23 protein-coding genes and 1 other RNA gene are annotated in these 25,564 nt (G+C 71.2%); 8 read left to right on the forward strand and 16 right to left on the reverse strand.

What is annotated here, in order from left to right:
* Window positions 1-77: 77 nt before the first annotated feature.
* The 5 genes from ACFO6S_RS00805 to ACFO6S_RS00825 all read left to right on the forward strand — a co-directional run bounded on the left by ACFO6S_RS00805 (window position 78) and on the right by ACFO6S_RS00825 (window position 4,459).
* A complete protein-coding gene (locus tag ACFO6S_RS00805; protein ID WP_378413218.1) occupies window positions 78-953 on the forward strand; it encodes a DUF559 domain-containing protein in 876 nt (291 codons plus the stop codon).
* Between the two features lie 179 nt (window positions 954-1,132).
* Window positions 1,133-1,978 (forward strand): 3-methyl-2-oxobutanoate hydroxymethyltransferase, encoded by an 846-nt coding sequence (panB, locus tag ACFO6S_RS00810; RefSeq protein ID WP_378413220.1) that lies wholly within the window; start codon window positions 1,133-1,135, stop codon window positions 1,976-1,978.
* Window positions 1,979-2,121: 143 nt separating this feature from the next.
* On the forward strand, window positions 2,122-2,571 hold the full coding sequence (locus ACFO6S_RS00815) for a hypothetical protein (RefSeq protein ID WP_378413222.1): 450 nt from the start codon (window positions 2,122-2,124) through the stop codon (window positions 2,569-2,571).
* Complete coding sequence (gene pip / locus ACFO6S_RS00820; RefSeq protein ID WP_378414034.1) at window positions 2,568-3,530, forward strand: prolyl aminopeptidase; 963 nt, start codon at window positions 2,568-2,570, stop codon at window positions 3,528-3,530. Before ACFO6S_RS00815 ends, pip begins: the two co-directional genes overlap by 4 nt.
* Window positions 3,531-3,583: 53 nt before the next feature.
* Complete coding sequence (locus ACFO6S_RS00825; RefSeq protein WP_378413224.1) at window positions 3,584-4,459, forward strand: CHAD domain-containing protein; 876 nt, start codon at window positions 3,584-3,586, stop codon at window positions 4,457-4,459.
* On the opposite strand, the gene ACFO6S_RS00830 is transcribed toward ACFO6S_RS00825, so the two are convergent.
* The 4 genes from ACFO6S_RS00830 to rnpB all read right to left on the reverse strand — a co-directional run bounded on the left by ACFO6S_RS00830 (window position 4,434) and on the right by rnpB (window position 7,998).
* The gene (locus tag ACFO6S_RS00830; protein ID WP_378413226.1) at window positions 4,434-5,855 is read right to left on the reverse strand and encodes an RNB domain-containing ribonuclease; all 1,422 of its coding nucleotides are present in this window, start codon (window positions 5,853-5,855) and stop codon (window positions 4,434-4,436) included. The genes ACFO6S_RS00825 and ACFO6S_RS00830 overlap by 26 nt on opposite strands.
* Window positions 5,856-5,898: 43 nt before the next feature.
* The gene (locus ACFO6S_RS00835; RefSeq protein ID WP_378413228.1) at window positions 5,899-6,084 is read right to left on the reverse strand and encodes a hypothetical protein; all 186 of its coding nucleotides are present in this window, start codon (window positions 6,082-6,084) and stop codon (window positions 5,899-5,901) included.
* 386 nt (window positions 6,085-6,470) lie between these two features.
* Window positions 6,471-6,659 carry a hypothetical protein gene (locus ACFO6S_RS00840; RefSeq protein WP_378413230.1) on the reverse strand — a complete coding sequence of 63 codons (189 nt, stop codon included), beginning with the start codon at window positions 6,657-6,659 and terminating at the stop codon, window positions 6,471-6,473.
* A 910-nt stretch (window positions 6,660-7,569) separates the two neighbouring features.
* An RNA gene (gene rnpB, locus ACFO6S_RS00845) (RNase P RNA component class A) lies at window positions 7,570-7,998 on the reverse strand.
* 87 nt (window positions 7,999-8,085) lie between these two features.
* Between rnpB and ACFO6S_RS00850 the strand changes: the two genes are divergently transcribed.
* Window positions 8,086-8,610, forward strand: a complete 525-nt coding sequence (locus ACFO6S_RS00850; protein WP_378413232.1) for a DUF1697 domain-containing protein — start codon at window positions 8,086-8,088, stop codon at window positions 8,608-8,610.
* An 85-nt stretch (window positions 8,611-8,695) separates the two neighbouring features.
* On the opposite strand, the gene ACFO6S_RS00855 is transcribed toward ACFO6S_RS00850, so the two are convergent.
* Both ACFO6S_RS00855 and ACFO6S_RS00860 read right to left on the reverse strand, forming a co-directional pair.
* A complete protein-coding gene (locus ACFO6S_RS00855) occupies window positions 8,696-10,204 on the reverse strand; it encodes a dicarboxylate/amino acid:cation symporter (protein WP_378413234.1) in 1,509 nt (502 codons plus the stop codon).
* A 326-nt stretch (window positions 10,205-10,530) separates the two neighbouring features.
* Window positions 10,531-12,888 (reverse strand): Tex family protein, encoded by a 2,358-nt coding sequence (locus ACFO6S_RS00860; RefSeq protein WP_378413236.1) that lies wholly within the window; start codon window positions 12,886-12,888, stop codon window positions 10,531-10,533.
* A gap of 80 nt (window positions 12,889-12,968) precedes the next feature.
* On the opposite strand from ACFO6S_RS00860, the gene ACFO6S_RS00865 reads away from it, so the two are divergent.
* Complete coding sequence (locus ACFO6S_RS00865; protein WP_378413238.1) at window positions 12,969-14,054, forward strand: hypothetical protein; 1,086 nt, start codon at window positions 12,969-12,971, stop codon at window positions 14,052-14,054.
* A 10-nt stretch (window positions 14,055-14,064) separates the two neighbouring features.
* Here the strand turns inward: ACFO6S_RS00865 and trmD are convergent, their stop codons facing one another.
* The 4 genes from trmD to rpsP are packed head-to-tail and all read right to left on the reverse strand — an operon-like array spanning window position 14,065 to window position 16,019.
* A complete protein-coding gene (gene trmD, locus ACFO6S_RS00870) occupies window positions 14,065-14,754 on the reverse strand; it encodes a tRNA (guanosine(37)-N1)-methyltransferase TrmD (RefSeq protein WP_378413240.1) in 690 nt (229 codons plus the stop codon).
* 2 nt (window positions 14,755-14,756) lie between these two features.
* Window positions 14,757-15,284, reverse strand: a complete 528-nt coding sequence (rimM, locus tag ACFO6S_RS00875; RefSeq protein WP_378413242.1) for a ribosome maturation factor RimM — start codon at window positions 15,282-15,284, stop codon at window positions 14,757-14,759.
* A 31-nt stretch (window positions 15,285-15,315) separates the two neighbouring features.
* Complete coding sequence (locus tag ACFO6S_RS00880; RefSeq protein ID WP_378413244.1) at window positions 15,316-15,558, reverse strand: RNA-binding protein; 243 nt, start codon at window positions 15,556-15,558, stop codon at window positions 15,316-15,318.
* Window positions 15,555-16,019: a 30S ribosomal protein S16 gene (gene rpsP, locus ACFO6S_RS00885; protein WP_378413246.1), complete on the reverse strand. Its 465-nt coding sequence runs from the start codon at window positions 16,017-16,019 to the stop codon at window positions 15,555-15,557. Before rpsP ends, ACFO6S_RS00880 begins: the two co-directional genes overlap by 4 nt.
* Before the next feature lie 184 nt (window positions 16,020-16,203).
* Between rpsP and ACFO6S_RS00890 the strand changes: the two genes are divergently transcribed.
* Entirely contained in the window at window positions 16,204-16,947 is a 744-nt protein-coding gene (locus ACFO6S_RS00890; protein ID WP_378413248.1) for an NADase-type glycan-binding domain-containing protein, read from the forward strand.
* A 17-nt stretch (window positions 16,948-16,964) separates the two neighbouring features.
* On the opposite strand, the gene ACFO6S_RS00895 is transcribed toward ACFO6S_RS00890, so the two are convergent.
* The 6 genes from ACFO6S_RS00895 to ACFO6S_RS00920 all read right to left on the reverse strand — a co-directional run bounded on the left by ACFO6S_RS00895 (window position 16,965) and on the right by ACFO6S_RS00920 (window position 25,530).
* Window positions 16,965-18,056, reverse strand: coding sequence for an amidohydrolase family protein (locus tag ACFO6S_RS00895; protein ID WP_378413250.1), 1,092 nt, complete (start codon window positions 18,054-18,056; stop codon window positions 16,965-16,967).
* Between the two features lie 2 nt (window positions 18,057-18,058).
* A complete protein-coding gene (gene ffh / locus ACFO6S_RS00900; protein ID WP_378413252.1) occupies window positions 18,059-19,639 on the reverse strand; it encodes a signal recognition particle protein in 1,581 nt (526 codons plus the stop codon).
* A gap of 106 nt (window positions 19,640-19,745) precedes the next feature.
* Window positions 19,746-22,265: a [protein-PII] uridylyltransferase gene (locus tag ACFO6S_RS00905; RefSeq protein ID WP_378413254.1), complete on the reverse strand. Its 2,520-nt coding sequence runs from the start codon at window positions 22,263-22,265 to the stop codon at window positions 19,746-19,748.
* Window positions 22,255-22,593: a P-II family nitrogen regulator gene (locus ACFO6S_RS00910; protein ID WP_378413256.1), complete on the reverse strand. Its 339-nt coding sequence runs from the start codon at window positions 22,591-22,593 to the stop codon at window positions 22,255-22,257. The genes ACFO6S_RS00905 and ACFO6S_RS00910 overlap by 11 nt, the downstream gene beginning before the upstream one ends.
* A gap of 5 nt (window positions 22,594-22,598) precedes the next feature.
* On the reverse strand, window positions 22,599-23,954 hold the full coding sequence (locus tag ACFO6S_RS00915; RefSeq protein ID WP_378413257.1) for an ammonium transporter: 1,356 nt from the start codon (window positions 23,952-23,954) through the stop codon (window positions 22,599-22,601).
* 115 nt (window positions 23,955-24,069) lie between these two features.
* Entirely contained in the window at window positions 24,070-25,530 is a 1,461-nt protein-coding gene (locus ACFO6S_RS00920; RefSeq protein WP_378413258.1) for a WS/DGAT/MGAT family O-acyltransferase, read from the reverse strand.
* Window positions 25,531-25,564 lie beyond the last annotated feature (34 nt).

Here is a 25,564-nt window from a genome sequence, read left to right on the forward strand (position 1 = left end):
CCCGCAATCCGGGGCCGATCCTGCCGAATCCGCTGCGACCGGGAACTGGAAGCGTCGGGTTGGGCGTCCAACCCGGCATGACCCCCGACGCGGTGCACACGGTCATGGCCGGCCAGGACGGCGTGGTCACGCTGCGGCAGGCGCTCGCGGCGGGCATGAGCAGCACCGCCGTCGACCGCCGGGTGAGCAGCGGGCACTGGCGACGTCTCCACCCCGGGGTGTACCTGCGCGCCGACCGTCAGCTCACCCGCGCGGCAAGGTTGCGGGCGGCTGTGTTCGCCGCTGGACCAAGCGCCGTCGCCTGCGGGACCAGCGCCGCCTGGTGGCTGGGCCTGACCGACCGGGCGCCCGAGGTCGACGCCGTCACGATTCCGCGCGCCCGGTCCGTCACACCCCGTCAGGGGACCCGGGTTCGCCGTCGCGACCTGCACTGGGCGGATCTCGCCTCTGTCCGGGCGCTGCCCGTCACCGACCTGCCGCTCACCGTTCTGGAGGCCGCCGTCGAGCTGCGGGACGGCGCGGCGCTGATGGACCGGGCCCTGCAACGGCACACCACCTTGGCCGTCCTGGAGATGGTGCACGACCGGAACCTCGGGCGCCGCGGCACGACGGCGGCGGCCCGGCTGCTGCGCTCGGCCGGCGAGGGCGGCGCGTCCGAGGCCGAGCGCATGCTGGCGCGCCTGCTGCGCGCCGCAGGCCTGACCGGCTGGACCGCGCACGTGCGCAGCTGCGGGTACGAGATCGACATCGCCTTCGTGCGCGCACGCGTCGCCGTCGAGGTGGACGGGTGGGCCTGGCACCGCGACGTGGCGCGGTTCAACAACGACGCCCGACGCCAGAACGCCCTGGTCAACGCCGGCTGGCACGTGCTCCGCTTCACCTGGCACCAGCTGCGGCTCGACCCGAGCTCGGTACTCGCGCAGGTCATCGCGGCGTTGGCCACCCGCTCCTGACGGATCGGGCACGATCCGCCCCGCATTCCGGGGCCGATCCTGCCCGATGTCTCGACGAACCGATGTGACCGATTGCACGCGGCCGGGCCGACCGCCGCCGCGGCCCGCGATGGCAGACTGAACGAGTCACCCACAACCCGGGGACCCGCACTGGGCCTCGAGGCACGAAAGGGACGCTGATGTCCGAGAACACTGTCTACGGATCCGCGACCGCCGCACCGGCGCCGAAGCGAACCAAGATCCGCACCCACCACCTGCAGACCATGAAGGCCGAGGGTCAGCGCTGGGCGATGCTCACCGCGTACGACTACTCCACCGCGCGGCTGTTCGAGGAGGCCGGCATCCCGGTGCTCCTGGTCGGCGACTCCGCCGCGAACGTGGTCTACGGCTACGACACCACCGTCCCGATCACCATCGACGAGCTCATCCCGCTGGTCCGCGGCGTGGTGCGCGGCGCCCCGCACGCCCTGGTGGTGGCGGACCTGCCGTTCGGCAGCTACGAGTCTTCCCCCGCGCAGGCGCTGGCGACGGCCACCCGGTTCATGAAGGAGGGCCTCGCACACGCCGTGAAGCTCGAGGGCGGTGAGCGGATGGTCGACCAGATCGCCGCGATCACCGCCGCCGGCATTCCGGTGATGGCCCACGTCGGGTTCACCCCGCAGTCGGTGAACAGCCTCGGCGGCTTCCGCGTGCAGGGGCGCGGCGACGGCGCCGAGCAGCTGATCGCCGACGCCATCGCGGTCCAGGAAGCGGGCGCCTTCTCCGTCGTCATGGAGATGGTCCCGGCCGAGGTCGCCGCGCAGGTCACCGGCAAGCTGACCATCCCGACGATCGGCATCGGAGCCGGTGTCGAGTGCGACGCGCAGGTGCTGGTATGGCAGGACATGGCCGGCTACACCAGCGGCCACACCGCAAAGTTCGTCAAGAAGTTCGCGGCCGTCGGTGACGAGTTGCGAGGCGCCGCAGCTGCATACGCAGCCGAGGTCGCCGCCGGGACCTTCCCCGCCCAGGAACACAGCTTCTGACCCCTCACGCTCACACCCCGTTCCCCGGACGGGTGACACACTCGGTTGTGCTCACCCGCCCGGGAAACGCCGACCGGCAGGGCCGCTCCACCCGACCGACACGTCCTTCGACAGACACGTCCTCCACGAGACAGGGTGCCCACATGTCCCTTCGCCGTTTCACGGTCGTCACCGCGGGAGCCCTCGCCGCACTCGCCCTCACCGCCGGCTGCGCCGCCGACACCACACCCACCGCGCCCACCGGCGGCGGCACCGCGCTGCCGGGGACCACCGCGCCGCCCGCACCGCCCGTACCGGCGCCCGGCGTCGGCGCGGACACCGGCGGCGTGACCGCCGACCAGGCCGCCAGGCTGTGCGCGGACATGCAGGCGCAGCTGCAGAGCTGGCGCACCTACACCCCGACCATCGGCAAGGGCGGCCTGAACACCGTCGTCGGGACGTGGGCCGCCCAGAGCGGGGTCAACATGCTCGACCTGATCGCGCACAAGTCCAGGGTCGACGCGATCACCGAGCAGTACTGCCCGGAGGTGCGGCAGGGCGCGATCAAGGCGCTCGAGATCCCGGACCTCGCGGCGGGCCTGATCGGGTTCTGACGGCCGTGCGGACGCTGTACCCGGAGCTGGCGCCGCACCGCGCCGGCCTGCTCGACGTCGGCGACGGACAGCAGATCCACTGGGAGGTGAGCGGGAACCCCGACGGCAAGCCGGTGGTGTTCCTGCACGGCGGGCCCGGTGGCGGCACCAACGCGGACCACCGGCGCTTCTTCGACCCCGCGGCGTACCGGATCGTGCTGTTCGACCAGCGCGGCTGCGGACGCTCGGTCCCGCACGTCGCCGACGGCGCGGACCTGTCGGTCAACACCACCGCGCACCTGGTCGCGGACATCGAGATGCTGCGCACACACCTGGATGTGCAGCGCTGGCAGGTCTTCGGCGGCTCCTGGGGTTCGACGCTGGCACTGGCGTACGCGCAGGCCCACCCCGACCGGGTCACCGAGATGGTGCTGCGCGGCATCTTCCTGTTGCGGCGCAGCGAGATCGACTGGTACTACAACGGCGGCGCAGGCGCGATCTTCCCCGACCTGTGGGAGCGGTTCCTCGCCCCGGTCCCGGTATCCGAGCGCGACGGCGACCTCGTCGAGGCCTACCACCGGTTGCTGCACTCGGACGACCCCACGGTCGCGCTGTCCGCGGCGGTCGCCTGGTCCTCGTGGGAGGGCGCCACCAGCACCCTGCTGCCCGCGCCCGATCACGTCGAGCGGAACGCGGACCCACGCTTCGCCCTCGCCTTCGCCCGGATCGAGAACCACTACTTCCGCCACCACGGCTTCCTCGACGAGAACCAACTGCTGCGCAACATCGCCGCGGTCGCACCGATTCCGGCGGTGCTGGTGCAGGGCCGCTACGACGTGGTGTGCCCGGCGGCCAGCGCGTGGGCGCTGCACCGGGCGTGGCCGTCCTCGCGCCTGGTGATCGTCGACGACGCCGGTCACGCGGCGAGCGAGCCCGGCATCACCCACCACCTGGTCGAGGCCACCGACGGGTTCCGCTGACGCGGCGCCGGACGCCTCGACGGGGCCGGGCGGGCGGGTGTAGACCTGATTCCATGGGGAGCAGACGCAAGAGGGCAGACGCCGAACGGGTGGTCGCCGTGGTGCGCCGGCACCGGGAACGGCTCGACTCCCTCGCCGACGCGGTCCGCCGCGACGACGAGGACGCCGTGCACCAGATGCGGGTGTGCACGCGGCAGCTGCGCAGCCTGCTCGGCACGTTCCGCGACGGCTTCGACCGCGAGTCGGTGAAACCGGTCCGGTCCGAGTTGCGTTGGCTGGGGACCGTTCTCGGACGACCCCGGGACGAGGAGGTGCTGGCCGCCCGGTTCCTCTCGCTGCTCGACGCCCAGCCGCCGGAGTTGGTCCGCGGGCCGGTGCGCCACCGGTTGGTCACCGTCCACGCCGCCGGGTACTCGGCTGCCCGCCGCGACGCGGTCGCCGCCCTCGACGGCGACCGGTACCGACGCCTGCTGGCCGACCTCGACGACCTGCTCGCCCGCCCCCGGCCGCCGGGCGACCTCTCGGTCGCGCAGTCGCTGCACGGGGCCGTGCGCCGGGTCCGCGAGACCGGTCGCCGGGCCGGGCTCCGAGGCCCCGCCCGCGACGACGACGACGCCCCGCCGGAGCTGCTGCACACGGCCCGCAAACGCGCCAAGGCCCTGCGCTACGCCACGGAGGCGGCCGACGGCCGTCGCCGGGCCGCGGTGGCACAGGCCGCGAAGAAACTGCAGACCACGCTGGGCGAGCATCAGGACGCCGTGGTCGCCCGACGGCAGCTGCTGACGGCGGCGGACCTCGCTCGCGCGGCGGGCGAGGACACCTTCACCTACGGCCTACTGGTCGCGGCCGAGTCGGCGCGCGCGGACTCGGCCCGACGCGACGCCCACGGCCGCCTGCGCACGCTCAGGAAGCGGGCGCGGAAACTCTGACGTCCAACTCGAACTTCACCGCGCGGGTGACGATGTCGGCCCGAACCAGACGCACCGACAGCGGCACCCCCTCCGGCGGGTTGCCTGCACACTTCGCGATCACCGCCGGCCCCGGCACATAGATCTCCGCGTCCCGCTTGCCCTCCGCGCCGCGCAGCACCACCGCGTCGAAGAGCTCGCCCTCACGCCCGTGGAGCAGCGTGGCCTCGGTCAGGTCGACGCACGCTCGGTCAACCTTGCTCGCGCGCGAGTCGGAGCCCTTCATCACGTCCGGCAGCGCCGGCAGCGCGTCCCGAACCCATTGCGGCACCGCGGTGCCCGCACTCAGCGCCAGGCAGATCTCCGTACTGAAGCGGTCCGAAAGTCGGCGCAGCGGCGCGGTGACGTGCGCGTAGGGCGCGCCGATTCCCGAGTGCTCCAGCAGTTCCGGCAGGACGCCGTCGAAGGCCGCGTAGCCGGCGCCACGGAGCAGTCCGGTGGCGTCGCTCATCATCACCAGGGTGTCCGGCGCATTCGGGTCCAGGCCGGCCAGCAGTTCGCCGACCGAAACACCCTGCGGCCATTCGATTCCCAGCGCCCGAGCACTCCGGCGCAGAGCACCGACCGCGTCGGGGGCCGGCTTGGGCAGGGTCCGCAGCAGCCCGACCCCACCGTCGATCATCAGCCGGGCCGCGCACATCCCGGTCAGCAGCGACACCTCGGCGTTCCAGTCGTCCGCATCGGTCCGCGGCTGCAGTTCCAGGCGCCAGCCGTCGCCGTCGGCCACCACCTCCTGCTCCGGCAGCTTGAGTTCGATCGCGCCGCGGTCGCGTGCCGACGCCAGGCGCAGCCGCCCGAACTCGGGCAGCGACGCGATCGAGGGATGCAGGGATCCGGTCTCCGAATCCGCCTGGACGCCTGCGTAGTCGAATCGTGCCACCGACCGCACCAGCGCCCGGGTGACGCCGAAGGACACCGGCTCGGCCCGCTCGTCCAACTCGATCCGCCACAGCGCGGCGGGCCGCACCTGGTCGGGCAGCAGGCTTGCTGCGCCCTCGGAGAGCACCCGCGGGTGCAGCGGGAGCGAGCCGTCGGGCAGGTAGTAGGTCTGGCCGCGCAGACGGGTCTCCCCGTCCAGGCTCCCGCCCGGGACCACCACCGCGGCGACGTCCGCAATCGCGTAGTGCAGCACGAAGCCCGAATCGGTGCGCTCGAGGTGCAGCGCCTGGTCCAGGTCCATCGAGGTGGGCGGGTCGATGGTGACCAGCTCCAGGTCGGTGTGGTCGGTGCGCTCGCCTGCGCGCGAGTCGACGGCCGCCTCGGCCTCCCCGAGCGCGGCCGCCGGGAAGTCCCCGGACAACGCGAAGTCGGTCCGGATGTCGCCGAAGTCGATGCCGCGGGCGGAGATACGAGTCATCACAACTGCCGAGCCTAGACCCGCCGCGGCCGGCCTCGTGGCGTCAGTTGTTCCATTCCTCGTCGGCCGCGTCCGCGGCCTTGCGGCGTTCGGCGGCAATCTCGAGTGCCCGTTCCGCCGTCGCACGGTCCGGATAGGGGCCCATCCGGTCGAAGACGTGCGTGCCCTTGCCCTGGTGAACCGAGCCGTCGGACACGCTGTAGTACCAGAGGTTCTCGTCGTCGCTCATGGTTCCCAGTCTGCCCGCCGCGGGCCGTCGGGGCCATCCGAATCGCCGACCTGAAACCAATTTCGGGATCCCTCTTGTTGCCGAACCACAAGCATGAGATTCTTACCGCGGCCAGCCCCCGTGTGCCGATCCGTCGGTACCCGGGATGACGATTCTCGTGGCTCCCCGCCAGGCCGCATCAGCGCAGTACGAAATGGAGAACCCCAGCCATGTCCTACCTTCTCTTTGACGCCCTCCTCCCCCACCTCGGACCCGAAGCCGCCACCCACTGGGCGACCCTGCTGGTGGTCAAGCCCATCTGAGGCACAGGACATCGCACAGTGCCCCCATCCGTTCAGGGTGGGGGCACTGTCGTGTCGGGGGCATTGTCGGTTCGGTCGGCGCGCCTAACGGCGGGCCGCGTGCGACCCGACCGGATCGGACCGGCGGGCCGCGTCGGACGCGCCGGCACCACGGTCGGCCGGCCGTTTGTCTCGCCTGCGCAGCGCGACCAGGAACATCGCACAGAACGTGGCGTAGACCGCGAGAATTCCGACGGCGGCAAAGGCCAGGATCAGAAAGAACAGCAGTGACACAGGTACCTCCCTTGCGGCGAGCTGGCGCCGAGGTGGCTGGACCATCCGTACGTCGCGGACGGCGGATCACGGTTCAACCGTAGCCAGGTGGGCGCCGCGACGGGGTTAAGACAGAATGAATCAACTGTGAGCCACGTCACGTCGGCCGGGCTCGGCGGCAGCAGTCCCGGCACGACCGCCGACCCCGACATTGCCGCCGCGTTTCCTCCCGTTACGTCCGTCGCATTCGACGTTTCCACGAAGTAATACCTTGCGCGCCAACACGATTAACCCTTGGCGCCGAGTCATCCCTTCGGCTACAAAGGACATGGCACCAACCGGTGGCGAAACAGCGAAGCCTCGCTTCACAGCGCACCAGGAGGACACGTGGGATCCACATCGGAAGTGCTGGGCCGCGACAGGACCGGCGGCGCGACACTGCCCTCGTAGCGGGCACCCACACCGACAACTCGGGCCCGCAGTCAACGACGACTGCGGGCCCGAGTTCTTCGTACCGATGGGGAGGACGAGCCGGCCTGTAAGCCGGATCCTGTTCCCGACGCCGAAGCGCCGGGCGACGACCATCCATCTGGGCACACCGTTGCCGGGTACCTCAAGCGGTCCACCCGCAGCTCGGAGCGCCGCCGGAACCGACCAGGTGCCGTCGACGGCCCGCTGCGGCCAAACGGAGGTCAGCTGTTGAACACCGGCATCAACACCAGCATCACCACGTCGATCACATCGCCGATCGACCCGAGACTGGCACCCATGTCATCCACGAGGGAATCCTTTCAGCGGACGGACACCCAGGGTATCCACCGATGACGGACCTCCGCAGCCGGGAGGGCCGACAGGCGCATTGGCGAGGGTTCGGCAGGATCGGCCCCGGATTCCGGGGCCGATCCTGCCGAGATTGCGATGAAGAATGGGGCGGACGAGCCGGCCTGTAAGCCGGATCCTGTTCCCGACGCCGAAGCGCCGGGCGACGACCATCCATCTGGGCACACCGTTGCCGGGTACCTCGAGCGGTCCACCCGCAGGCTCGGGCGAGCAGCCCTCGAACGCCTGCGCAGCCGCACCCCGGGGGGTGCGGCCTTCGACCTTGCTCCGGGCGGGGTTTACCTAGCCACCCCAGTCACCTGGGGTGCTGGTGCGCTCTTACCGCACCGTTTCACCCTTACCGGCCACCTCGTCACGAGGACCAGGCGGTCGGCGGTCTGTTCTCTGTGGCACTGTCCCGCGGGTCACCCCGGGTTGCCGTTAACAACCGCCCTGCTCTGTGGAGTCCGGACTTTCCTCGGCGCTGGGCCTGCGCGCAGATGCGCACGGTTCCCCACGCCGCGGCCGTCCAGCCAACTCGTCCGCCGGTACAGACTACCGGGCTCGCCGACCCTTCTCGCACATTCGAACACTTGTCCTATGGCGGTCCCGGATCTACTGTCTGTGCATGGCTCGATTCGTAGCGCTGCTCCGCGGCATCAACGTCGGGGGCATCAACATCAAGATGGCCGACCTCAAGGCCGTCTTCGAGGGACTCGGGTTCGACGGCGTCAAGACCGTGCTCGCTTCGGGAAACGTGCTGTTCGACAGCGACCGGACCGATCTGCCTGCCCTGAAGGCGGAGATCGAGACCGGGCTGCGCGAGCGGTTCGGGTACGAGGCGTGGATCGTGCTGCTGGACCAGCCGACGCTCGCCCGGATCGTCGACTGCTTCCCGTTCGAGGCCGACCGCGACGGCTGGCATCCGTACGTGCTGCTCGCCTCGGACCCGGCCGCGCTCGACGATCTGCTCGCCTCTGCCGACGGGTTGGCACTCGGCGACGAGAAACTGGCGATGGGCGACGGGGTGCTGTACTGGCACGTCGAGCGCGGCCAGACGCTCGGCAGCCCGTTCGGGAAGCTCACCGGCAAGGCGAGGTACCGGTCCACCACGACCAACCGGAACCTGCGGACACTGCGCAAACTGCTCTGACCGTGGCGCACCGCCGACACCCCACCGCCGGACACCGCAGGGCCGGAACGGATGCCGGTCCGGCCCTGTGTGGCGTCCGGTTGCGCTAGGCGAGTGCGGGCACCTTCGCGGTCGCGGTCGCCGCGCCCGGTCCCGCGGCGGCATCCGCGTCCGGTCCCGCGGCGGTCTCCGCGGCGACCCGGTGCTCGACGAGGTCCTCGTCGGCGAACGGGTCGCCGTTGCGGGGCGCGTTGTAGAGCTCCTCGTTCAGGATCCCCTCCCGCTTGGCGACGATCGTCGGCACCAGAGCCTGACCGGTGACGTTGACCGCGGTGCGGCCCATGTCGATGATCGGCTCGACGGCCAGCAGCAGGCCGACGCCGGCGAGCGGCAGGCCCAGGGTGGACAGCGTGAGGGTGAGCATCACGGTCGCGCCGGTGGTGCCTGCGGTGGCGGCCGACCCGATCACCGAGACCACCACGATCAGCAGGTAGTCGGTGAGGCTGAGGTCGATGCCGTAGAACTGCGCGACGAAGATCGCGGCGATGGCCGGGTAGATCGCGGCGCAGCCGTCCATCTTGGTGGTCGCGCCGAGCGGCACGGCGAAGGACGCGTACTCACGCGGCACACCGAGGTTGCGTTCGGTGACCCGCTCGGTCAGCGGCAGGGTGCCGATCGACGACCGGGACACGAAGCCCAGCTGGGTGGCAGGCCACACACCGGAGAAGAAGCGCCGGACCGACAGCCCGTGCACGCGGATCAGGACCGGGTACACGACGAAGAACACCAGGGCCAGGCCGAGGTAGATGGCGACGGTGAACGTCCCGAGCTGACCGATCGCGTCCCAGCCGTAGGTGGCGACGGCCTTGGCGATCAGCGCGGCGGTGCCGATCGGGGCGATCCGGATGATCCACCACAGCACCTTCTGCACGATGGCGAGCAGCGACGCGTTGAGCGCGAGGAACGGCTCGGCCTTCTCCCCCACCTTCAGCGCGGCGATGCCGACCGCGACGGCGATGACCAGCAGCTGCAGCACGTTGAAGCTCAGCGAGGTGGTGGAGGTGACGCCGCTGAGCGTGCCGTCCGCGGCGACCTGTCCACCGGTCGTCGTGGTCTTCGCGCCCAGCGCCAGGAAGTTCTGCGGCACCAGGCCGGTGAGGAACGACCACCAGGAACCGGAGGTCTTCGGCGCCGCCGCGGCGTCCGCGTCGACCGTGGTGTTCGAACCGGGGTGGGTGAGCAGCCCGACCGCGATGCCGATGAGCACCGCGATCAGCGCGGTGATCGCGAACCAGAGCAGCGTCTGCACCGCCAGGCGGGCGGCGTTCGCCACCTGGCGCAGGTTGGCGATCGAGCTGACGATGGCGGTGAACACCAGCGGGATCACCGCGACGGTCAGCAGCGCGACGTAGCTGGAACCGAGGGTGGTGACGGTCCCGACCAGCCAGTTCGGGTTCCCGTCCGCGGCGTCGGGCATGGACCGGGCCAGCAGGCCGATCAGGAGGCCTGCGATCAGGCCGGCGACGATCTGCGGGCCGAAGGCGGTCGCCCAGGCGGGCAGCCGCCGGCGCGGCGCGGCAACGGGGCTATCGAGAACGGGAGAGGAGGCCGACATTCGACGGGCCTTTCATGACGGGTGCGCGCCGCAGTGTGGTGCCCCGTCGGGGCACAGAAGTGGGCGCGCAGGAGATGCCTGCTGGGGTGAGGAGAATCGCGGCCGGATCAGCCGTGCCCGGGACGTGTCCGTCAACCAGGAATCGCGGTGATCAGCTGTCAGCGCGTACAGACGGCGCTCTGCTGCAGACAGTTGTCGACGTAGCGTCGACTGGTCAGCAGTGAGTTCACGAGAAGAATGTTACCCCAGCTAAAAAAGGCGCTGCGCGCCCGTGCGCGTTTCGCGGGTCCAGAGACCCGTGAAACGCGCACGAGCGGCGGAGCCGCCTACTTGCCGAAACCCGCCTTGCGCAGCGCATCGGCCATCGAACCGCCTGCCGCAGCCGCCGCCTCCGGACGACTGCCGCGGCTCTGACCGCCGCCGCGCTGCTGGCCGCCACCGCGGCCCTGACCGCCCCCACGCTGCTGGCCACCGCCACCGCCACCGCCCTGCCGCGCCGCGCCGCCGTCCCGCGGACCCGACTGCGCGGGCGCGCCGGGCTCGTCGTCCAGGCGCAGGCTCAGGCCGATCCGCTGCCGCGGCAGGTCCACCTCCATCACCTTGACCCGCACCACGTCGCCGGACTTGACCACCTCACGCGGATCCTTGACAAAGTTGTGTGACATCGCCGAGACGTGCACCAGACCGTCCTGGTGGACACCGACGTCGACGAACGCGCCGAACGCCGCCACGTTGGTGACGACGCCCTCGAGGGTCATGCCCGGCACCAGGTCGGCGACCTTCTCCACGCCCGAGGCGAAGGTCGCGGTCTTGAACTCCGGACGCGGGTCGCGGCCCGGCTTCTCGAGCTCGGCGATGATGTCGGTGACGGTCGGCAGGCCGAACTTCTCGTCGGCGAAGTCCTGCGGTCGCAGCGCCCGCAGCGCCGCGGTGTTGCCGATGACCGACTTGACCGCGCCGCCACTGGCCTCGACGATCCGCCGAACCACCGGGTACGCCTCGGGGTGCACGGCGGAGGCGTCGAGCGGGTCGTCGCCGTCGGTGATCTTGAGGAACCCGGCGCACTGCTCGAAGGCCTTCGGCCCGAGCCGGGCCACGTCCTTGAGCCCGCTCCGGCTGCGGAACGGACCGTTCGCGTCGCGGTGCGCGACGATCGCCTCGGCGAGGGACCCGGTGATGCCGGAGACCCGCGAGAGCAGCGGCACGGAGGCCGTGTTCGCGTCCACGCCGACCGCGTTCACCGCGTCCTCGACGACCGCCGCCAGCGAGCGCGCCAGCAGGGCCTCGGAGAGGTCGTGCTGGTACTGGCCGACGCCGATCGACTTCGGGTCGATCTTCACCAGCTCGGCCAGCGGGTCCTGCAGACGACGCGCGATCGAGACCGCGCCGCGGATAGAGACGTCCAGGTCCGGCAGCTCGGCGGAGGCGTAGGCCGAGGCCGAGTACACCGACGCGCCTGCCTCGGAGACCATCACCTTGGTCAGACCGGCGTCCGGGAACTTCTTGATCAGGTCGGCGGCCAGCGCGTCGGTCTCGCGGGAGGCGGTGCCGTTGCCGATGGCGACCAGGTCCACCTTGTGCCGGGCGGCCAGCGCCGCCAGGGTGGCCAGCGACTGGTCCCACTGGCCCTGCGGCTTGTGCGGGTAGATGGTGTCGTGCGCGAGCACCTTGCCGGTCGAGTCGACCACCGCGACCTTGGTGCCGGTCCGGAAACCGGGGTCCAGGCCCATCGTGGTGCGGGTACCTGCCGGCGCGGCCAGCAGCAGGTCCTTGAGGTTCATCGCGAACACGTCGACGGCGTCGCGCTCGGCGGACTGCCGCAGCCGCATCCGGGTGTCGATCCCGAGGCTGACCAGCATCTTGGTCTTCCACGCCCAGCGCACCGTGTCCAGCAGCCACCGGTCTGCGGCCCGGCCGCGGTCGGCGACCCCGAAGCGGGAGGCGATCCGGCCCTCGTAGACGCTGGCGACGCCCGGCTCGAGCGGTTCGGGCTCCGGGTCCAGGGTCAGCGAGAGCACCTCCTCCTTCTCGCCGCGGAACATCGCCAGGATGCGGTGGCTGGGCAGCTTGCCGAACGGCTCGGAGAACTCGAAGTAGTCGGCGAACTTGGCGCCGTCGGCCTCCTTGCCCTTCCGGACCGCCGAGCCGACCCGCCCGCGGGTCCACATCAGCTCACGCAGTTCGCCGACCAGGTCCGCGTCCTCGGCGAACTGCTCGACCAGGATCGAGCGGGCGCCGTCGAGCTGTTCCGCGGTGTACTGCGCGGGATCGGTGGTCGGATCGGCGAGCAGCGTGTCCGCGACCGGCTGGTGGCCGTCCTCCCGGGCGATCTGCGCCTTGGTACGCCGCTTCTGCTTGAACGGCAGGTAGATGTCCTCGAGGCGAGCCTTGGTGTCCGCGAGCATGATCCGGTCCTCGAGCGGCTGGTCCAGCTTGCCCTGGGTACGGATCGAGTCGAGCACCGCGAGTCGCCGCTCGTCGAGTTCGCGCAGGTACCGCAGTCGCTCCTCGAGCTCCCGGAGCTGGGCGTCGTCGAGGGTGCCGGTCACCTCCTTGCGGTACCGGGCGATGAACGGCACCGTCGCGCCACCGTCGAGCAGATCGACCGCGGCGCGCACCTGCTCTTCCCGAACATTGAGTTCCTCGGCGATGCGGGTGTTCACTGATTTCAGAGCAGAAGTCACGGCGCCCGACACTACCGTTACCCTGGTCACGGCGTCGCAGTCGATCGCGGCACCGGGGTGGCATTCAGGAGGACGTTCACATGAGGGCTCACGCGGGCCGGCTCGCCACGCTGTGCCTGGTTGTCGGCATCACCGCCGGTTGCGCCTCGACCGCCGCGACGAACTTTCCCGGCGACGTCGATCCGGCCGCGCACCCGGGCGTGTCCGTCGACGCGGCCCCGCTCGGACCCGCACCGCTCGGCACCGCACCGGCGGGCCTCCTCGCCCCCGCGCCGGTGTCCGCGCCCGGATCCGCACCGGCGGACCTGCTCGGCCCCGGTGTCGAGGACCGGATTCGGCAGGCGAGGGCGACCGCCGCCGCCCGCGGCGCGGACGTCTCGATCGGGCTGCTGGACCGCCTCGACAATCGCTACCTCGGCGTCGCGGATGCCGAGTCCGCCGAAACCGCCTCGGTGGCAAAGCTTTTCATCGCCGATTCGCTGTCCTACCGGGAGTCGGTCGGCGAGCTCGCACTCGACGACGACGACCGGGACCTGATCGGCCGGATGCTCGAGCAGTCCGACGACGACGCCGCGAACGTGCTGTGGGCCGAGTACGGCGACACCGCGATGATCGACGACGTGGCCGAGCGGTACCGACTCCCGTCCACCGCCGCGCCCTACGACGGCAACTGGTGGAACACCGAGACCACGGTTTCGGACCTCGTCGACTACTACGCGGGCCTGCTCGACGGCCGCGGCGGGCTGGACGAGGCGCACCGCGAGGCCATCGTCGCGCACCTGCGGTCCGCCACGAACGAGTCCGCCGACGGCTACGACCAGCGGTTCGGGCTCACCGACGGCCTGCCCGGACAGGCAGACCTCGCGGTCAAGCAGGGCTGGATGTGCTGCGTGGCCGGCCGGTGGATCCACCTGACGACCGGGGTGGTGGGCCCGGACGGTCGCTACGTGCTGGTGCTGATCTCGCGCGAGCAGGTCACCTACGAGGGCGCGCGACTGGCCAACTGGGACGGCGGCGGCGACGGCCCCGCGGACCTCGACGAGGGTCAGACGCCGTACCCGGACACCTCGCTGACCAATGCCGCCGACGACGCCAGCGCCGCGCACGCCCGCGAGACGCTCACCGAGGTGGTGCGAATCCTGTTCCCGGACGGGCGAATCGGCTGAGGGCGACGGCTCAGGGCAGCAGGTCCGGCCGGCGTTCGGCGGTCCGCTCCAGGGACTGCTCCCGCCGCCAGGCCTCGACGTGCGCGTGATTCCCGGACAGCAGCACCGGTGGCACCTCGAGCCCACGCCAGCTCACCGGCCGGGTGTAACTGGGGCCCTCGAGCAGACCGTCGGAGAACGAATCCTCTTGGTGCGACTGCTGGTTGCCGAGCACACCGGGCAGCAACCGGACCACGGCCTCGACCATCACCAGGACCGCGGCCTCACCGCCGATCAGCACGTAGTCACCGATGCTGACCTCCTCGACGCGGACCCGCCGGGCGGCGTCGTCGAAGACCCGTTGGTCGATGCCCTCGTACCTCCCGCAGGCGAAGACCAGACGCTTCTCCCCCGCCCACCGGTGCGCGGTGGCCTGGGTGAAGGGCACGCCGGCCGGGGTGGGAACCACCAGCACGACGTCGTCGTCGGGTTCGGTGCCGAGCACCTCGTCGAGGGCGTCGCCCCACACGGTCGGCTTCATCACCATGCCGGGGCCGCCGCCGTACGGGGAGTCGTCGACGGCCTTGTGGACGTCGTGCGTCCAGTCCCGCAGGTCGCGTACGCCGACCGAGATCAGGCCCTTGTCGATGGCCTTGCCCAGCAGCGCCGTCCGCAGCGGTTCGAGGTACTCGGGAAAAATCGTGATGACGTCGAGGCGCACGCTTACTCCGGGTTCAGAAGACCTTCGGGCGGGTCGATCTCGATCACGCCGTCGGCGACGGAGACCGAAGTGACGATCGCCGCGACGAACGGGACGAGGAGCTCGCCTGCCTCCTGACCCTCGGGCCGGACGGAGAGCAGCTCGCCTGCCGCGGAGTGCAGCACCTCGAGCACGGTGCCGACAGGGGTGCCGTCGGCCAGCCGGACGGCGAGGCCCTCGAGCTCGTGGTCGTAGAACTCGTCGGGGTCGTCCGAGGGCGGAAGATCCGCGGGATCGACCAGGAAGAGTGTTCCGCGCATGGCGTCGGACTTGGTCCGATCGTCGATACCGCGCAGACGCAGCAGAAGCCGCCCGGAGTGTTCCCGGGCGGCCTCCACCGTGTAACTGGTGAGCTTCTGCTCGCGGGGCTTACGGCCGTGCAGGACTGTGCCTACGGCAAAGCGCTGATCGGGGTCGTCTGTCCGTATGTCTACGGCCAGCTCTCCCCGGATCCCGTGCGACTTGGCCACACGCCCGATGACGAGCTCCACTATTTGCTCCCGACTGATCTGTGTCGACTGATTACTGATCGGTGTCGATCACGTCGACGCGGATCCCACGGCCACCGATGCCGGTGACCAGGGTCCGCAGAGCGGTGGCGGTGCGCCCGCCACGCCCGATGACCTTTCCCAGGTCCTCGGGGTGCACGTGCACCTCCACAGTGCGCCCGCGGCGTCCGGTGTTCAACTCCACCCGGACGTCGTCGGGATTGGCGACGATGCCGCGAACGAGATGTTCGACGGCATCGGCGACAGCGGCACTCACTTGTCAGCAGCCTCGGAATCCGCAGCAGCCTCGGCGGGAGCCTCGGCAGCAGCCTCGGCGTCGTCGGCCTTGGCAGCCTTCTTCTTCTTCGGGGTGATGGCCTCGGCCACCGGCTCGCTGTCGGCCTGCGCCAGCGCAGCCTGGAACAGCTCCAGCTTGGACGGCTTCTCGGCCTTGACCCGCAGGGTGCCCTCGGTGCCCGGCAGGCCCTTGAACTTCTGCCAGTCACCGGTGATCTTGAGCAGGTTCTCGACCGGCTCGGTGGGCTGGGCGCCGACGCCGAGCCAGTACAGCGCGCGCTCGGAATCGATCTCGATCAGCGACGGCTCTTCCTTGGGGTGGTACTTGCCGATGGTCTCGATCGCACGGCCGTTGCGGCGGGTGCGAGAGTCGGCGATGACGATGCGGTAGTGCGGGGTGCGGATCTTGCCGAGCCGCATGAGCTTGATCTTGACAGCCATTGTGAAGCCTTTCAGGTGGTCACTGCGCAATTCAGCGATGCGCAAGGCCTGCGCATCCGGTTTTGCGTTGAGGGGGTGCCGTGACCGCCGCACGGTACGGAACCGGAGACGGGCGAACAGCGGTTCATTCTGCCAGACGCGCGCCCCGCACGGCGAATCGCCCGCATCACCCTAGAATTCCCGGATGACCGCCACCCCGCCCCCGCCGCCGCGTCAACCGCTGTCGGGGCGCACCTGGTTGACCCTGCTCGCCGCGGTCGTCGCGGTCGCGGCCCTGCTCGGTGGCGGCTACCTGCTCAACCGGTCGCTCGACGACCGCGCCACCGCAGGGTCGGCCGAACCCGACTCCGGCGGCGACCTCGGCGGGGACTTCGCGGCCGACGGCGGCTTCGACTTCGGGGACGCCGGTGCCATCGCCGTCACCCCGACCGCCGCGTTGCCCACCTGTGCCGGCTACCCGCCTGCGGTGGACTCCGCGGGCCGCCAGCACTCGTACGAGGCGCCCAACGCGATCGACGGCGACCTGACCACCGCGTGGCGCTGCGCGGGCACCCAGGGGCAGCGGCTGTCGATGAGCTTCGTGTGCGGGGTGCACCTGACCTCCGTCGGCGTCGACCCCGGCTACGACAAGGTGGACGCGGACGGCTCGGACCGGTTCGCGCAGAACCGGAAGGTCACCCGGGTCGTCTGGACGTTCGACGACGGCAGCAGCGTCGAGCAGCAACTGCGGCCCGAGCGCGGAATCCAGACGATGCCCGTCGAGACCACCACCCGGACGGCGACGATGACCGTCGCCGAGACCGTCGACGGTCAGCCCGTCACCAGCCGGGACGGCAAGGCGGGCGCCCCGTTCAACGACGTGACCTCGGTCAGTGAGGTGCGGTTCGCCGCGCTGTCCGCCGACGGGACCGACCCCTGCGCCCAGTAGCGCGACCGAGGCTGCGGTCAGGCGAAGGCGCCGCGCGCCTTGACCACCCGGCCGCGCAGCACCACCAGGTCCGGGTTGGCGAGGACCTCCGGTCCGGTGCGCGGATCACGTTCGTAGACCAGCAGATCCGCGGGTGCACCCGGCTCCAGTCCGGGATGGCCCAGCCAGCTGCGGGCGTCCCAGCAGGCGGCGCCCAGCGCTCCGGTGGCCCCCAGGCCCACCGCGGACAGCGCGGCCACCTCGTCGGCGAGCCGGCCGTGCCGGATGGAGCCGCCGGCGTCGGTGCCCGCGTAGATCCGGACCCCCGCCTCGTGCGCGGCCCCGATCGTGGCCCCGACGCGGGCGTGCAGGTCCCGCATGTGCGCGGCGTACACCGGGAAGCGGTCCGCGGAGTCGGCGATCTCCGGGAAGGTCGCGATGTTGATCAGCGTCGGCACCAGTGCGGTGTCGCGTTCGACCATCATCTCGATGGTCTCCGGGGTCAGCCCGGTGCCGTGCTCGATGCAGTCGATTCCGGCGTCGAGCAGGCCGGGCAGGGCGTCCTCGCCGAACACGTGGGCGGTGACGCGGGCGCCGACCCGGTGCGCGGCGTCGATCGCCTCCTTGAGCACGGCGTCGCTCCACAGCGGTCGCAGGTCCCCCGCCGAACGGTCGATCCAGTCACCGACCAGCTTGACCCAGCCGTCGCCGCGCAGCGCCTGCTCGGTCACGGCGGCAGGCAGCTGCGACTCGTCCTCGAGATCGATCGGCAGCCCGCGGATGTACCGCTTGGTCATCGCGATGTGCCGGCCGGCCCGGATGATCCGGGGCAGGTCGCCGCGCTGGTCGAGGGCCCGGGTGTCGACCGGGGAGCCGGCGTCGCGCAGCAGCAGCACGCCTGCGTCACGTTCGGTCTCGGCCTGCGCCACGACGCCGGCCTCGTCCTCGTGGCCGCCGCCGTACCGGATCCCGACGTGGCAGTGCGCGTCCACCAGACCGGGCAGGATCCAGCCCGACGCGGCGAGGGTGCTCGCCCCGTCCACGGGTCCGTCGGCGATCACCCCGCCGTCGATCCACAGTTCGACGGGCTGCTCGTCGGGCAGCCCCAGGCCGGCCAGCCGCACCGCCACGGCTACTTCTTCGGCAGCTTGAGCTGCGAGAGGTCGAAGCCCTCGAGGCCGGGCGGCAGCTCGTCGAGGCCCGCGGGCATGTTCGAGAGGTCCGGCATTCCGGCGGGCAGGCCGGGGAACCCACCGGGCAGGCCCGCGGGCATCCCGGGGAACCCGCCGCGCATCTTCGGCTGCGTCGGGCCCTTGCCGCCCTTCTTGCCCTTCTTGCCCTTCTTGGCTCGCTGACCCATCTTCGCGCCCGGCATGCCCATCCGGCCTGCCATCGAGGCCATCATCTTCCGGGCCTCGAAGAACCGGTCCACCAGCTGGTTGACGTCCGAGACCTTGACGCCGGAGCCATTCGCGATGCGCAATCGGCGGGAGGCGTTGATGATCTTCGGGTTCTCCCGCTCGGCGGGGGTCATGCCGCGGATGATCGCCTGCACGCGGTCGAGCTGCTTCTCGTCGACGTTGGCCAGGGCGTCCTTCATCTGGCCGGCGCCGGGCAGCATACCCAGCAGGTTGCCGATCGGGCCCATCTTCCGCACGGCCATCATCTGCTCGAGGAAGTCCTCGAGGGTGAGCTGGCCGGAGCCGATCTTGTGTGCGGCCTCCTCGGCCTGCTTGGCGTCGAAGACCTGCTCGGCCTGCTCGATGAGGCTGAGCACGTCGCCCATGCCGAGGATGCGGCTGGCCATCCGGTCCGGGTGGAAGACGTCGAAGTCCTCGAGCTTCTCACCGGTGGAGGCGAACATGATCGGCTGGCCGGTGATCTCACGGACGCTCAGCGCGGCACCGCCGCGGGCGTCGCCGTCGAGCTTGGTCAGCACGACGCCGGTGAAGCCGACGCCCTGCCGGAACGCCTCGGCGGTGCTGACGGCGTCCTGACCGGTCATCGCGTCGAGGACGAACAGCACCTCGTCGGGCTGCACGGCGTCGCGGATGCCCGCGGCCTGGCCCATCAGTTCCTCGTCGATGCCCAGTCGTCCGGCGGTGTCGACGATGACCACGTCGTACTGCTTGGCGCGGGCTTCCTCGATGCCGCGTCGCGCGACGTCCACGGGGTCGGCCGCGGACTGGCCGAGCGCGTTGTCGCCGCCACCGATCGAGGTGCCCGGATGCGGTGCGAACACCGCCGCGCCTGCCCGTTCACCGACGATCTGCAGCTGGCTGACGGCACCCGGCCGCTGCAGGTCGCAGGCCACCAGCAGCGGGGTGTGCCCCTGCCCGGCCAGCCACTTCGCGAGCTTGCCCGCCAGGGTGGTCTTGCCGGAACCCTGCAGGCCGGCCAGCATGATGACGGTCGGCGGGTTCTTCGCGAACCGCAGCCGGCGGGTCTCGCCGCCGAGGATGCCGACGAGTTCCTCGTTGACGATCTTGACGACCTGCTGCGCCGGGTTCAGCGCGCCGGAGACCTCGGCACCCTTGGCGCGTTCCTTGATCTTGGCGATGAAGGACCGGACCACGGGCAGCGCGACGTCGGCGTCGAGCAGCGCGAGACGGATCTCGCGGCAGGTGGCGTCGATGTCGGCGCCGGACAGGCGCCCCTTGCCCCGGAGGTCCTTGAGGGCACCGGTCAACCTGTCGGAAAGGGATTCGAACACCGATCGGGCTCCTGGCTGTCGCGGGACGTTAACCGCCGGGCGGTCTCGCCGGGCAGCTTCCATGGCGACCCCGGCGAGACCCTCGACGTCAGACTTTCAGCCCAGCCTAGCGGTTCGGCCCGCCCGGACCACTGTCGCCGTCCTTGGGCGGCGCCGGTGCCGGCACGACGGCCAGCAGCGACTCCTCCAGACGTCTGCGCGTCACCCGTGAATCCTCCGCCCCGAGGTCCAGGCAGAAGGCGTCGACGACGGACGTGCCGAGCGTGGACACCCTCGCCCACCGGATGTCCGCGCCACTGCGCTCGAGCACGCTGGCGAGGCGGCAGAGCAGCCCCAACCGGTCCTCGGCCCGCAGTTCGACGACCACCTGGCCGTCGCCGGACTCGGACCAGAGGATCCGCGGCGGCGCCTGTGCCGGCAGCACGGGTACCGCGTCGACGCCACGGTCGAGGGCCTGGGCGGCCCGGGTCGCGGCGTCCTTCTCCTCGAGCATCGCGACGAGGTCGAGCTCCCCCGCGACGGCCCGGATCAGCTCCTGCCGGAGCAGCTCGGCCAGCGGCGGCGTCCCGAACGTCGGCGCCACCGTGAAGGTGTTCACCGCCGCGGCGCCGTGACTGCCGACGTCCGCCGAGAGCACCCGCAGCGAGTGCAGTGCCAGGACCCCGGCGGCATCGGAGAGCAGACCCGGCGCGTCGGGCGCCACCACGGTGACCGTGTAGGTGTGCACGCCCGTCGCCGGCTCGATCAGCACGTGCACCCCGCCGTCGGCCGCCAGTTGCGCATGCACCGGGTCGATCGGCGCAGGCGCGGGCAGTTCGTCGCCGGCCATCAACAGCCGGCACCGCCGGACCAGTTCCCGGATCAGCGACGACTTCCACTCGCCCCAGACGCCCGGACCGGTGGCCAGTGAGTCCGCCTCCGCGAGCGCCCCGAGCAACTCGAGCAGCACCGGGTCGCCACCGAGCGCGTCGGCCACCGCCTGCACGGTCGCCGGGTCGTCGAGGTCGCGCCGGGTCGCGGTGTGCGGGAGCAGCAGGTGGTGACGCACCATGGCGCTGAGCGTGTCGACGTCGGCAGGCCACAGCCCGAGGCGGGTGCCGATGGCGACGGCCAGCTCCGCCCCGACCACGCTGTGGTCGCCGGTGCGCCCCTTGCCGATGTCGTGCAGCACCGCGCCGAGCACCAGCAGGTCGGGCCGCGAGACCCGGGTGGTGAGCGCGCTGGCGTAACACGCGGTCTCCACCAGGTGCCGGTCCACGGTCCAGGTGTGCACTGCGTCGCGCGGCGGTAGGTCCCGCACCGCCCCCCATTCGGGCAGCAGCCGGCCCCACAGCCCGGTCCGGTCCAACGCCTCGATCACCGCGACGGCCCGGCGGCCGGACCCGAGCACCACCAGCAGGTCGCTCAGCGCCTCCCGCGGCCACGGGTGCCGCGGCTCGGGCGCACTGTCGGAGAGCTGGCGCAGCGTCGACGCCGAGATCGGCATGCCGGTCTGCGCGGCGGCCGCGGCCACCCGCATGATCAGGCCGGGGTCCCGGCTCGGCTTCGCGTCGCGAGCCAGCGCCACCTCGCCGGCATGCTCGACAACGCCCTCGTCGAGGGGCCGACGCACCGGCACCCGCAACCGCGCGAGTCCCCGCCGCGGCAGCGCGATGGCCGCGGACCGCAGCCCGACGTCCACGCAGTAGCTGACGGTCCGGGCCGAGTCGCTCAGGGTCCGGGCCAGGTCGAAGCGGTCCCCGATGCCCAGTGCCGCACCGATCTCGTCGGCGTCCTGGGCGCGCAGCTGTTCCCGGGCCCGGCCCGCCACCCGGTGAAGTTCGGTGCGCACGTCCAGCAGTCGGTCGTGCGCCGCCACCAGCCCGCCGCCGGGGGTGTCCGGGCCCAGTCCCGTTGCCGCGTCGGTGAGTTGCGCAATCGCCAGGGCGCGGAGCAGCTGGACGTCGCGCAGCCCGCCACGGCCGTGCTTGACGTCCGGCTCGGCGCGGTGCGCGATCTCCCCGCCACGGGTCCAGCGGGCCTCGGTGATCTCGACCAGCTCACCGAACCGGGAGCGGATCGTCGCCCGCCACTGCCGGCGCACGTCACCGATCAGGCCGCTGGTCAGTTCCACGTCACCGGCGATGTGCCGAGCCTCGAGCAGGCCCAGCGCGGCCGTGAGGTCGGTGGCCGCCACCTGCAGCGCCTGCGGCACCGTGCGCACGCTGTGGTCCAGGCTGATGTTCGCGTCCCACAGCGGGTACCAGAGCCGGTCCGCCACGGAGGCAACGACCTTCGCCGACACGTCGTCGTGCAGCAGCACCAGGTCCAGGTCCGAGTACGGCAGCATCTCGCGCCGGCCCAGCCCGCCGACCGCGACGAGCGCGAAGCCGGAGTCCGGACGGATGCCGAGCTCGTCGGCCTTGCTGCTCAGCCAGAGGTCGTGCAGGTCCACCAGCGACTGCCGCAGGGCCACCGGGTCGAGCCTGCGAACCCGAGAACCGCCGTCCAGCAACTTGTTCCGGGCCCGAACCAGATCGTCCGCGGAGGCCGAAGCCGTGCCCCGAGACGAGGACGGCCCCGACCCCGCCGACGACGCGGCGGGTTCGGGGCCACCCATTCCGGACCCGGGTGGGTCAGATCGCATCCGAGCCTCTCTCGCCCGTACGCACCCGGATCACCGATTCGACCGGCACGACCCAGACCTTGCCGTCACCGATCTTTCCGGTGCGCGCCGCCTCGACGATCACGTCGACCACCTTGTCGGCGGCCGAATCCTCCACGACCACCTCGACCCGAACCTTCGGCACGAAGTCGACCGAGTACTCGGCACCGCGGTACACCTCGGTGTGGCCCTTCTGCCTGCCGTATCCCTGAACCTCACTGACGGTCATGCCCAGGATGCCCGCCTGCTCGAGCGCGGTCTTGACGTCCTCGAGGGTAAACGGCTTGACGATTGCAGTAATCAGCTTCATGTCTCTCATGCCTCTCTGACGGTCACGCGCCCCGGTACCGAACTGCCTGCCAACGCGGCGAAGTCGTACGCATTCTCCGCGTGTTCTGCCTCGTCCACACCGACTGCCTCTGCCTCATCGCTGACCCGCAGGCCGATCGTGTACTTCAAGACGAGTGCGATGACGGTGGTGGCCACCAACGAGTAGAGCAGGACAGCGCCCGCCCCGACCGCCTGACGCCACAACTGGTCGATTCCCCCACCATAGAACAGCCCGTCGACGCCGGCGGGCGCCTCCTCCGTGGCGACGAGTCCGACCAGCAGGGTGCCCACGAGGCCACCGACCAGGTGCACGCCGACCACGTCGAGCGAGTCGTCGAAACCGAAGCGGTACTTCAGGCCCACGGCCAGGGCGCACAGGGCGCCGGCGACGACGCCGATGAACAGGGCACCGAGCACGTTGACCGAGGAGCAGGCCGGGGTGATCGCGACGAGACCGGCAACGATGCCGGACGCGGCACCGAGGGTGGTCGCGTGGCCGTCACGCAGCCGCTCGACGAGCAGCCAGGCCAGCATCGCGGCGCAGGTGGCGACCACGGTGGTGATGAAGGTGGCACCGGCAACACCGTTGGCGCCCAACGCCGAGCCGGCGTTGAACCCGAACCAGCCGAACCACAGCAGAGCCGCGCCGAGCATCACGAACGGCAGGTTGTGCGGGCGGAACGGGGTGGTCGGCCAGCCCCGACGCTTGCCGAGCACGATCGCCAGCACCAGGCCCGCGACACCGGCGTTGATGTGCACCGCGGTACCGCCGGCGAAGTCGATGGCCTTGAGCTGGTTCGCAATCCAGCCGCCGTTCTCGGCGGTCACGCCGTCGAAGGCGAAGACCCAGTGCGCCACCGGGAAGTACACGATGACGGCCCACAGGCCGGCGAAGACGAGCCACGGACCGAACCGGAGCCGGTCCGCGACCGCGCCGGAGATCAGCGCGACCGTGATGATCGCGAACATCGCCTGGAAGGCAACGAACACCACCGCGGGAATGGTGCCGACCAGCGGGATGGCGGCCGCCGCACCGGTTTCCGCGTCGCCCAGGTAGCTGCCGCCGAACAGGCCGCTGAGGCCGAAGTACTGGAACGGGTCACCGACGACCCCGCCGCGGTCCTCCCCGAAGGCCATTGAGTAGCCGAACAGGACCCACAGGATGCCCACGACGCCCATCGCGCCCATGCTCATCATGATCATATTCAGCACGCTCTTCGCCCGAACCATGCCGCCGTAGAAGAACGCGAGCCCCGGGGTCATCAGCAGCACCAGCGCGGCGCTGATCAGCAGCCACGCGGTGTCCCCGGTGTCCGGCGCCCCAATAGTGGGAAATTCCACGTTGAGCCTCCTCGTCGTATCGAATGTGTCTGAGTGGAAGAGTGCTCACCCGGTGTTTCCCCCGTGGTTTCGCGCGGTTTCCAAGGTGTGAACGGATCGGGGGAAGGTGTTGCGGTCAGGTTTCGGGACCCCCTCGGGCCGTCGACGGCGGCCGTGCGCCGCGCCGGGGCCCCTCCAGAACGACGGCCCGCTCGAGGGCACCGAGTTCGTCGTCGAGGTGGCCGAGCAGCGGCTCGAGTGTCGGTAGCGCGCGTCGGCAGGCGGTGAGCCCGAACGCGATCTCGTCGTCGGTGCTGGTGCAGGTGATGTTCAGGGCCTGCCCGTCGACCGGGACCGACAGGGGGTAGAGCGCGGTCATGCGGGCGCCGTTCCAGTACAGCGGCGCGGCCGGTCCTGGCAGGTTGGAGATCATCACGTTCGCAGGCCGAACGGGGCCGCCGAGCCCGAGCATGCCCAGCGCCAGCGGCGCGGCACCGAGGGCACTGACCGCCAGGCTCTGCACCGAGCTCATCGCGCGCATCGCGTCCTTGCCCTCCGACATGGAGGTGTGCACCACCTCGAGCCGCCGCGCGGGATCCGCGAGGTGAGTGGCGAGGTTGCACATCAGCGTCCCGATCGCATTGCCTGTCTGCTCACCGCTCGGGTCGCGGCGCAGCGAGACGGGCACCATGGCGATCAGCGGACTCTCGGGGAGCGCGTCGAGGTCACCCAGGTAGGCGCGCAGCGCGCCGGCGCACATCGCGAGCACCACGTCGTTGATGGTGGCGTCGGCATGCTTGGCGACCAGGCGGAGGCGTTCGATCGGCCAGGACCGGCCCGCGAACCGCCGGGCCCCGCCGATGGGCACGTTGAGCACGGACTTGGGTGCGGCGAGCGAGAGGGATCCGCCGCGTTCGCGGCGGGCGCGGTCCACTGTCCCGGCCAGCGCCGGCACCAGGCCGGCTGCCTCCCCGGCGGCACCGCGAGCGGCGCGCAGGACGGCCGCGGGCAGGTCGAACGGGCCGGGCGGGCCGCCGGCGGGCGGGTCCGGCACGAGCGCGAGCGCGCGGCGCTCGCGGACCAGCGGCTCCCAGGGCGCGGGCATCCCGCGGGTCTCGGGGTCCTCGCTGAGCGCGCTGCGCAGCAACTTCATCGCCGAGACGCCGTCGGCGAGGGCGTGGTGGATCTTGAAGTACACCGCCAGGCGTCCGTCGGCGAGTCCCTCGATCACGTGCATCTCCCACAGCGGTCGGCTGCGGTCCAGCAGGCCGGCGTGCAGGCGGGCGACCAACGCCGTCAGTTCGAGGGTCCCACCGGGTGCAGGCAGGGCGTCGTGGCGGACGTGGTGGCCGAGATCGACCTCGGTGTCCGATTCCCAGCCCCACTGCCCCAGCGTGGTCAGCGACCGTGCGGCCCGTTTACGCAGCAGCGGCGCCACTGCGCCACGGACGAGCGCCGCGTCGAGCATCGCGGCCATCGCCCGCGGGTCGGCACCCTCGGGCGGCACGAACAACGCCAGGCCCCCGACGTGCATCGGGTGATCACGGGACTCGCCGAGCAGGAACATCGAGTCGGTCGGTGACATCGGTAGCAGCATGATCCTTGTCTTTCCGTTCCCCAGGGCGAAGACC

This window comes from Rhodococcus kronopolitis (assembly GCF_042654025.1).
GTDB classification, from domain to species: Bacteria; Actinomycetota; Actinomycetes; order Mycobacteriales; family Mycobacteriaceae; genus Rhodococcus_G; species Rhodococcus_G kronopolitis.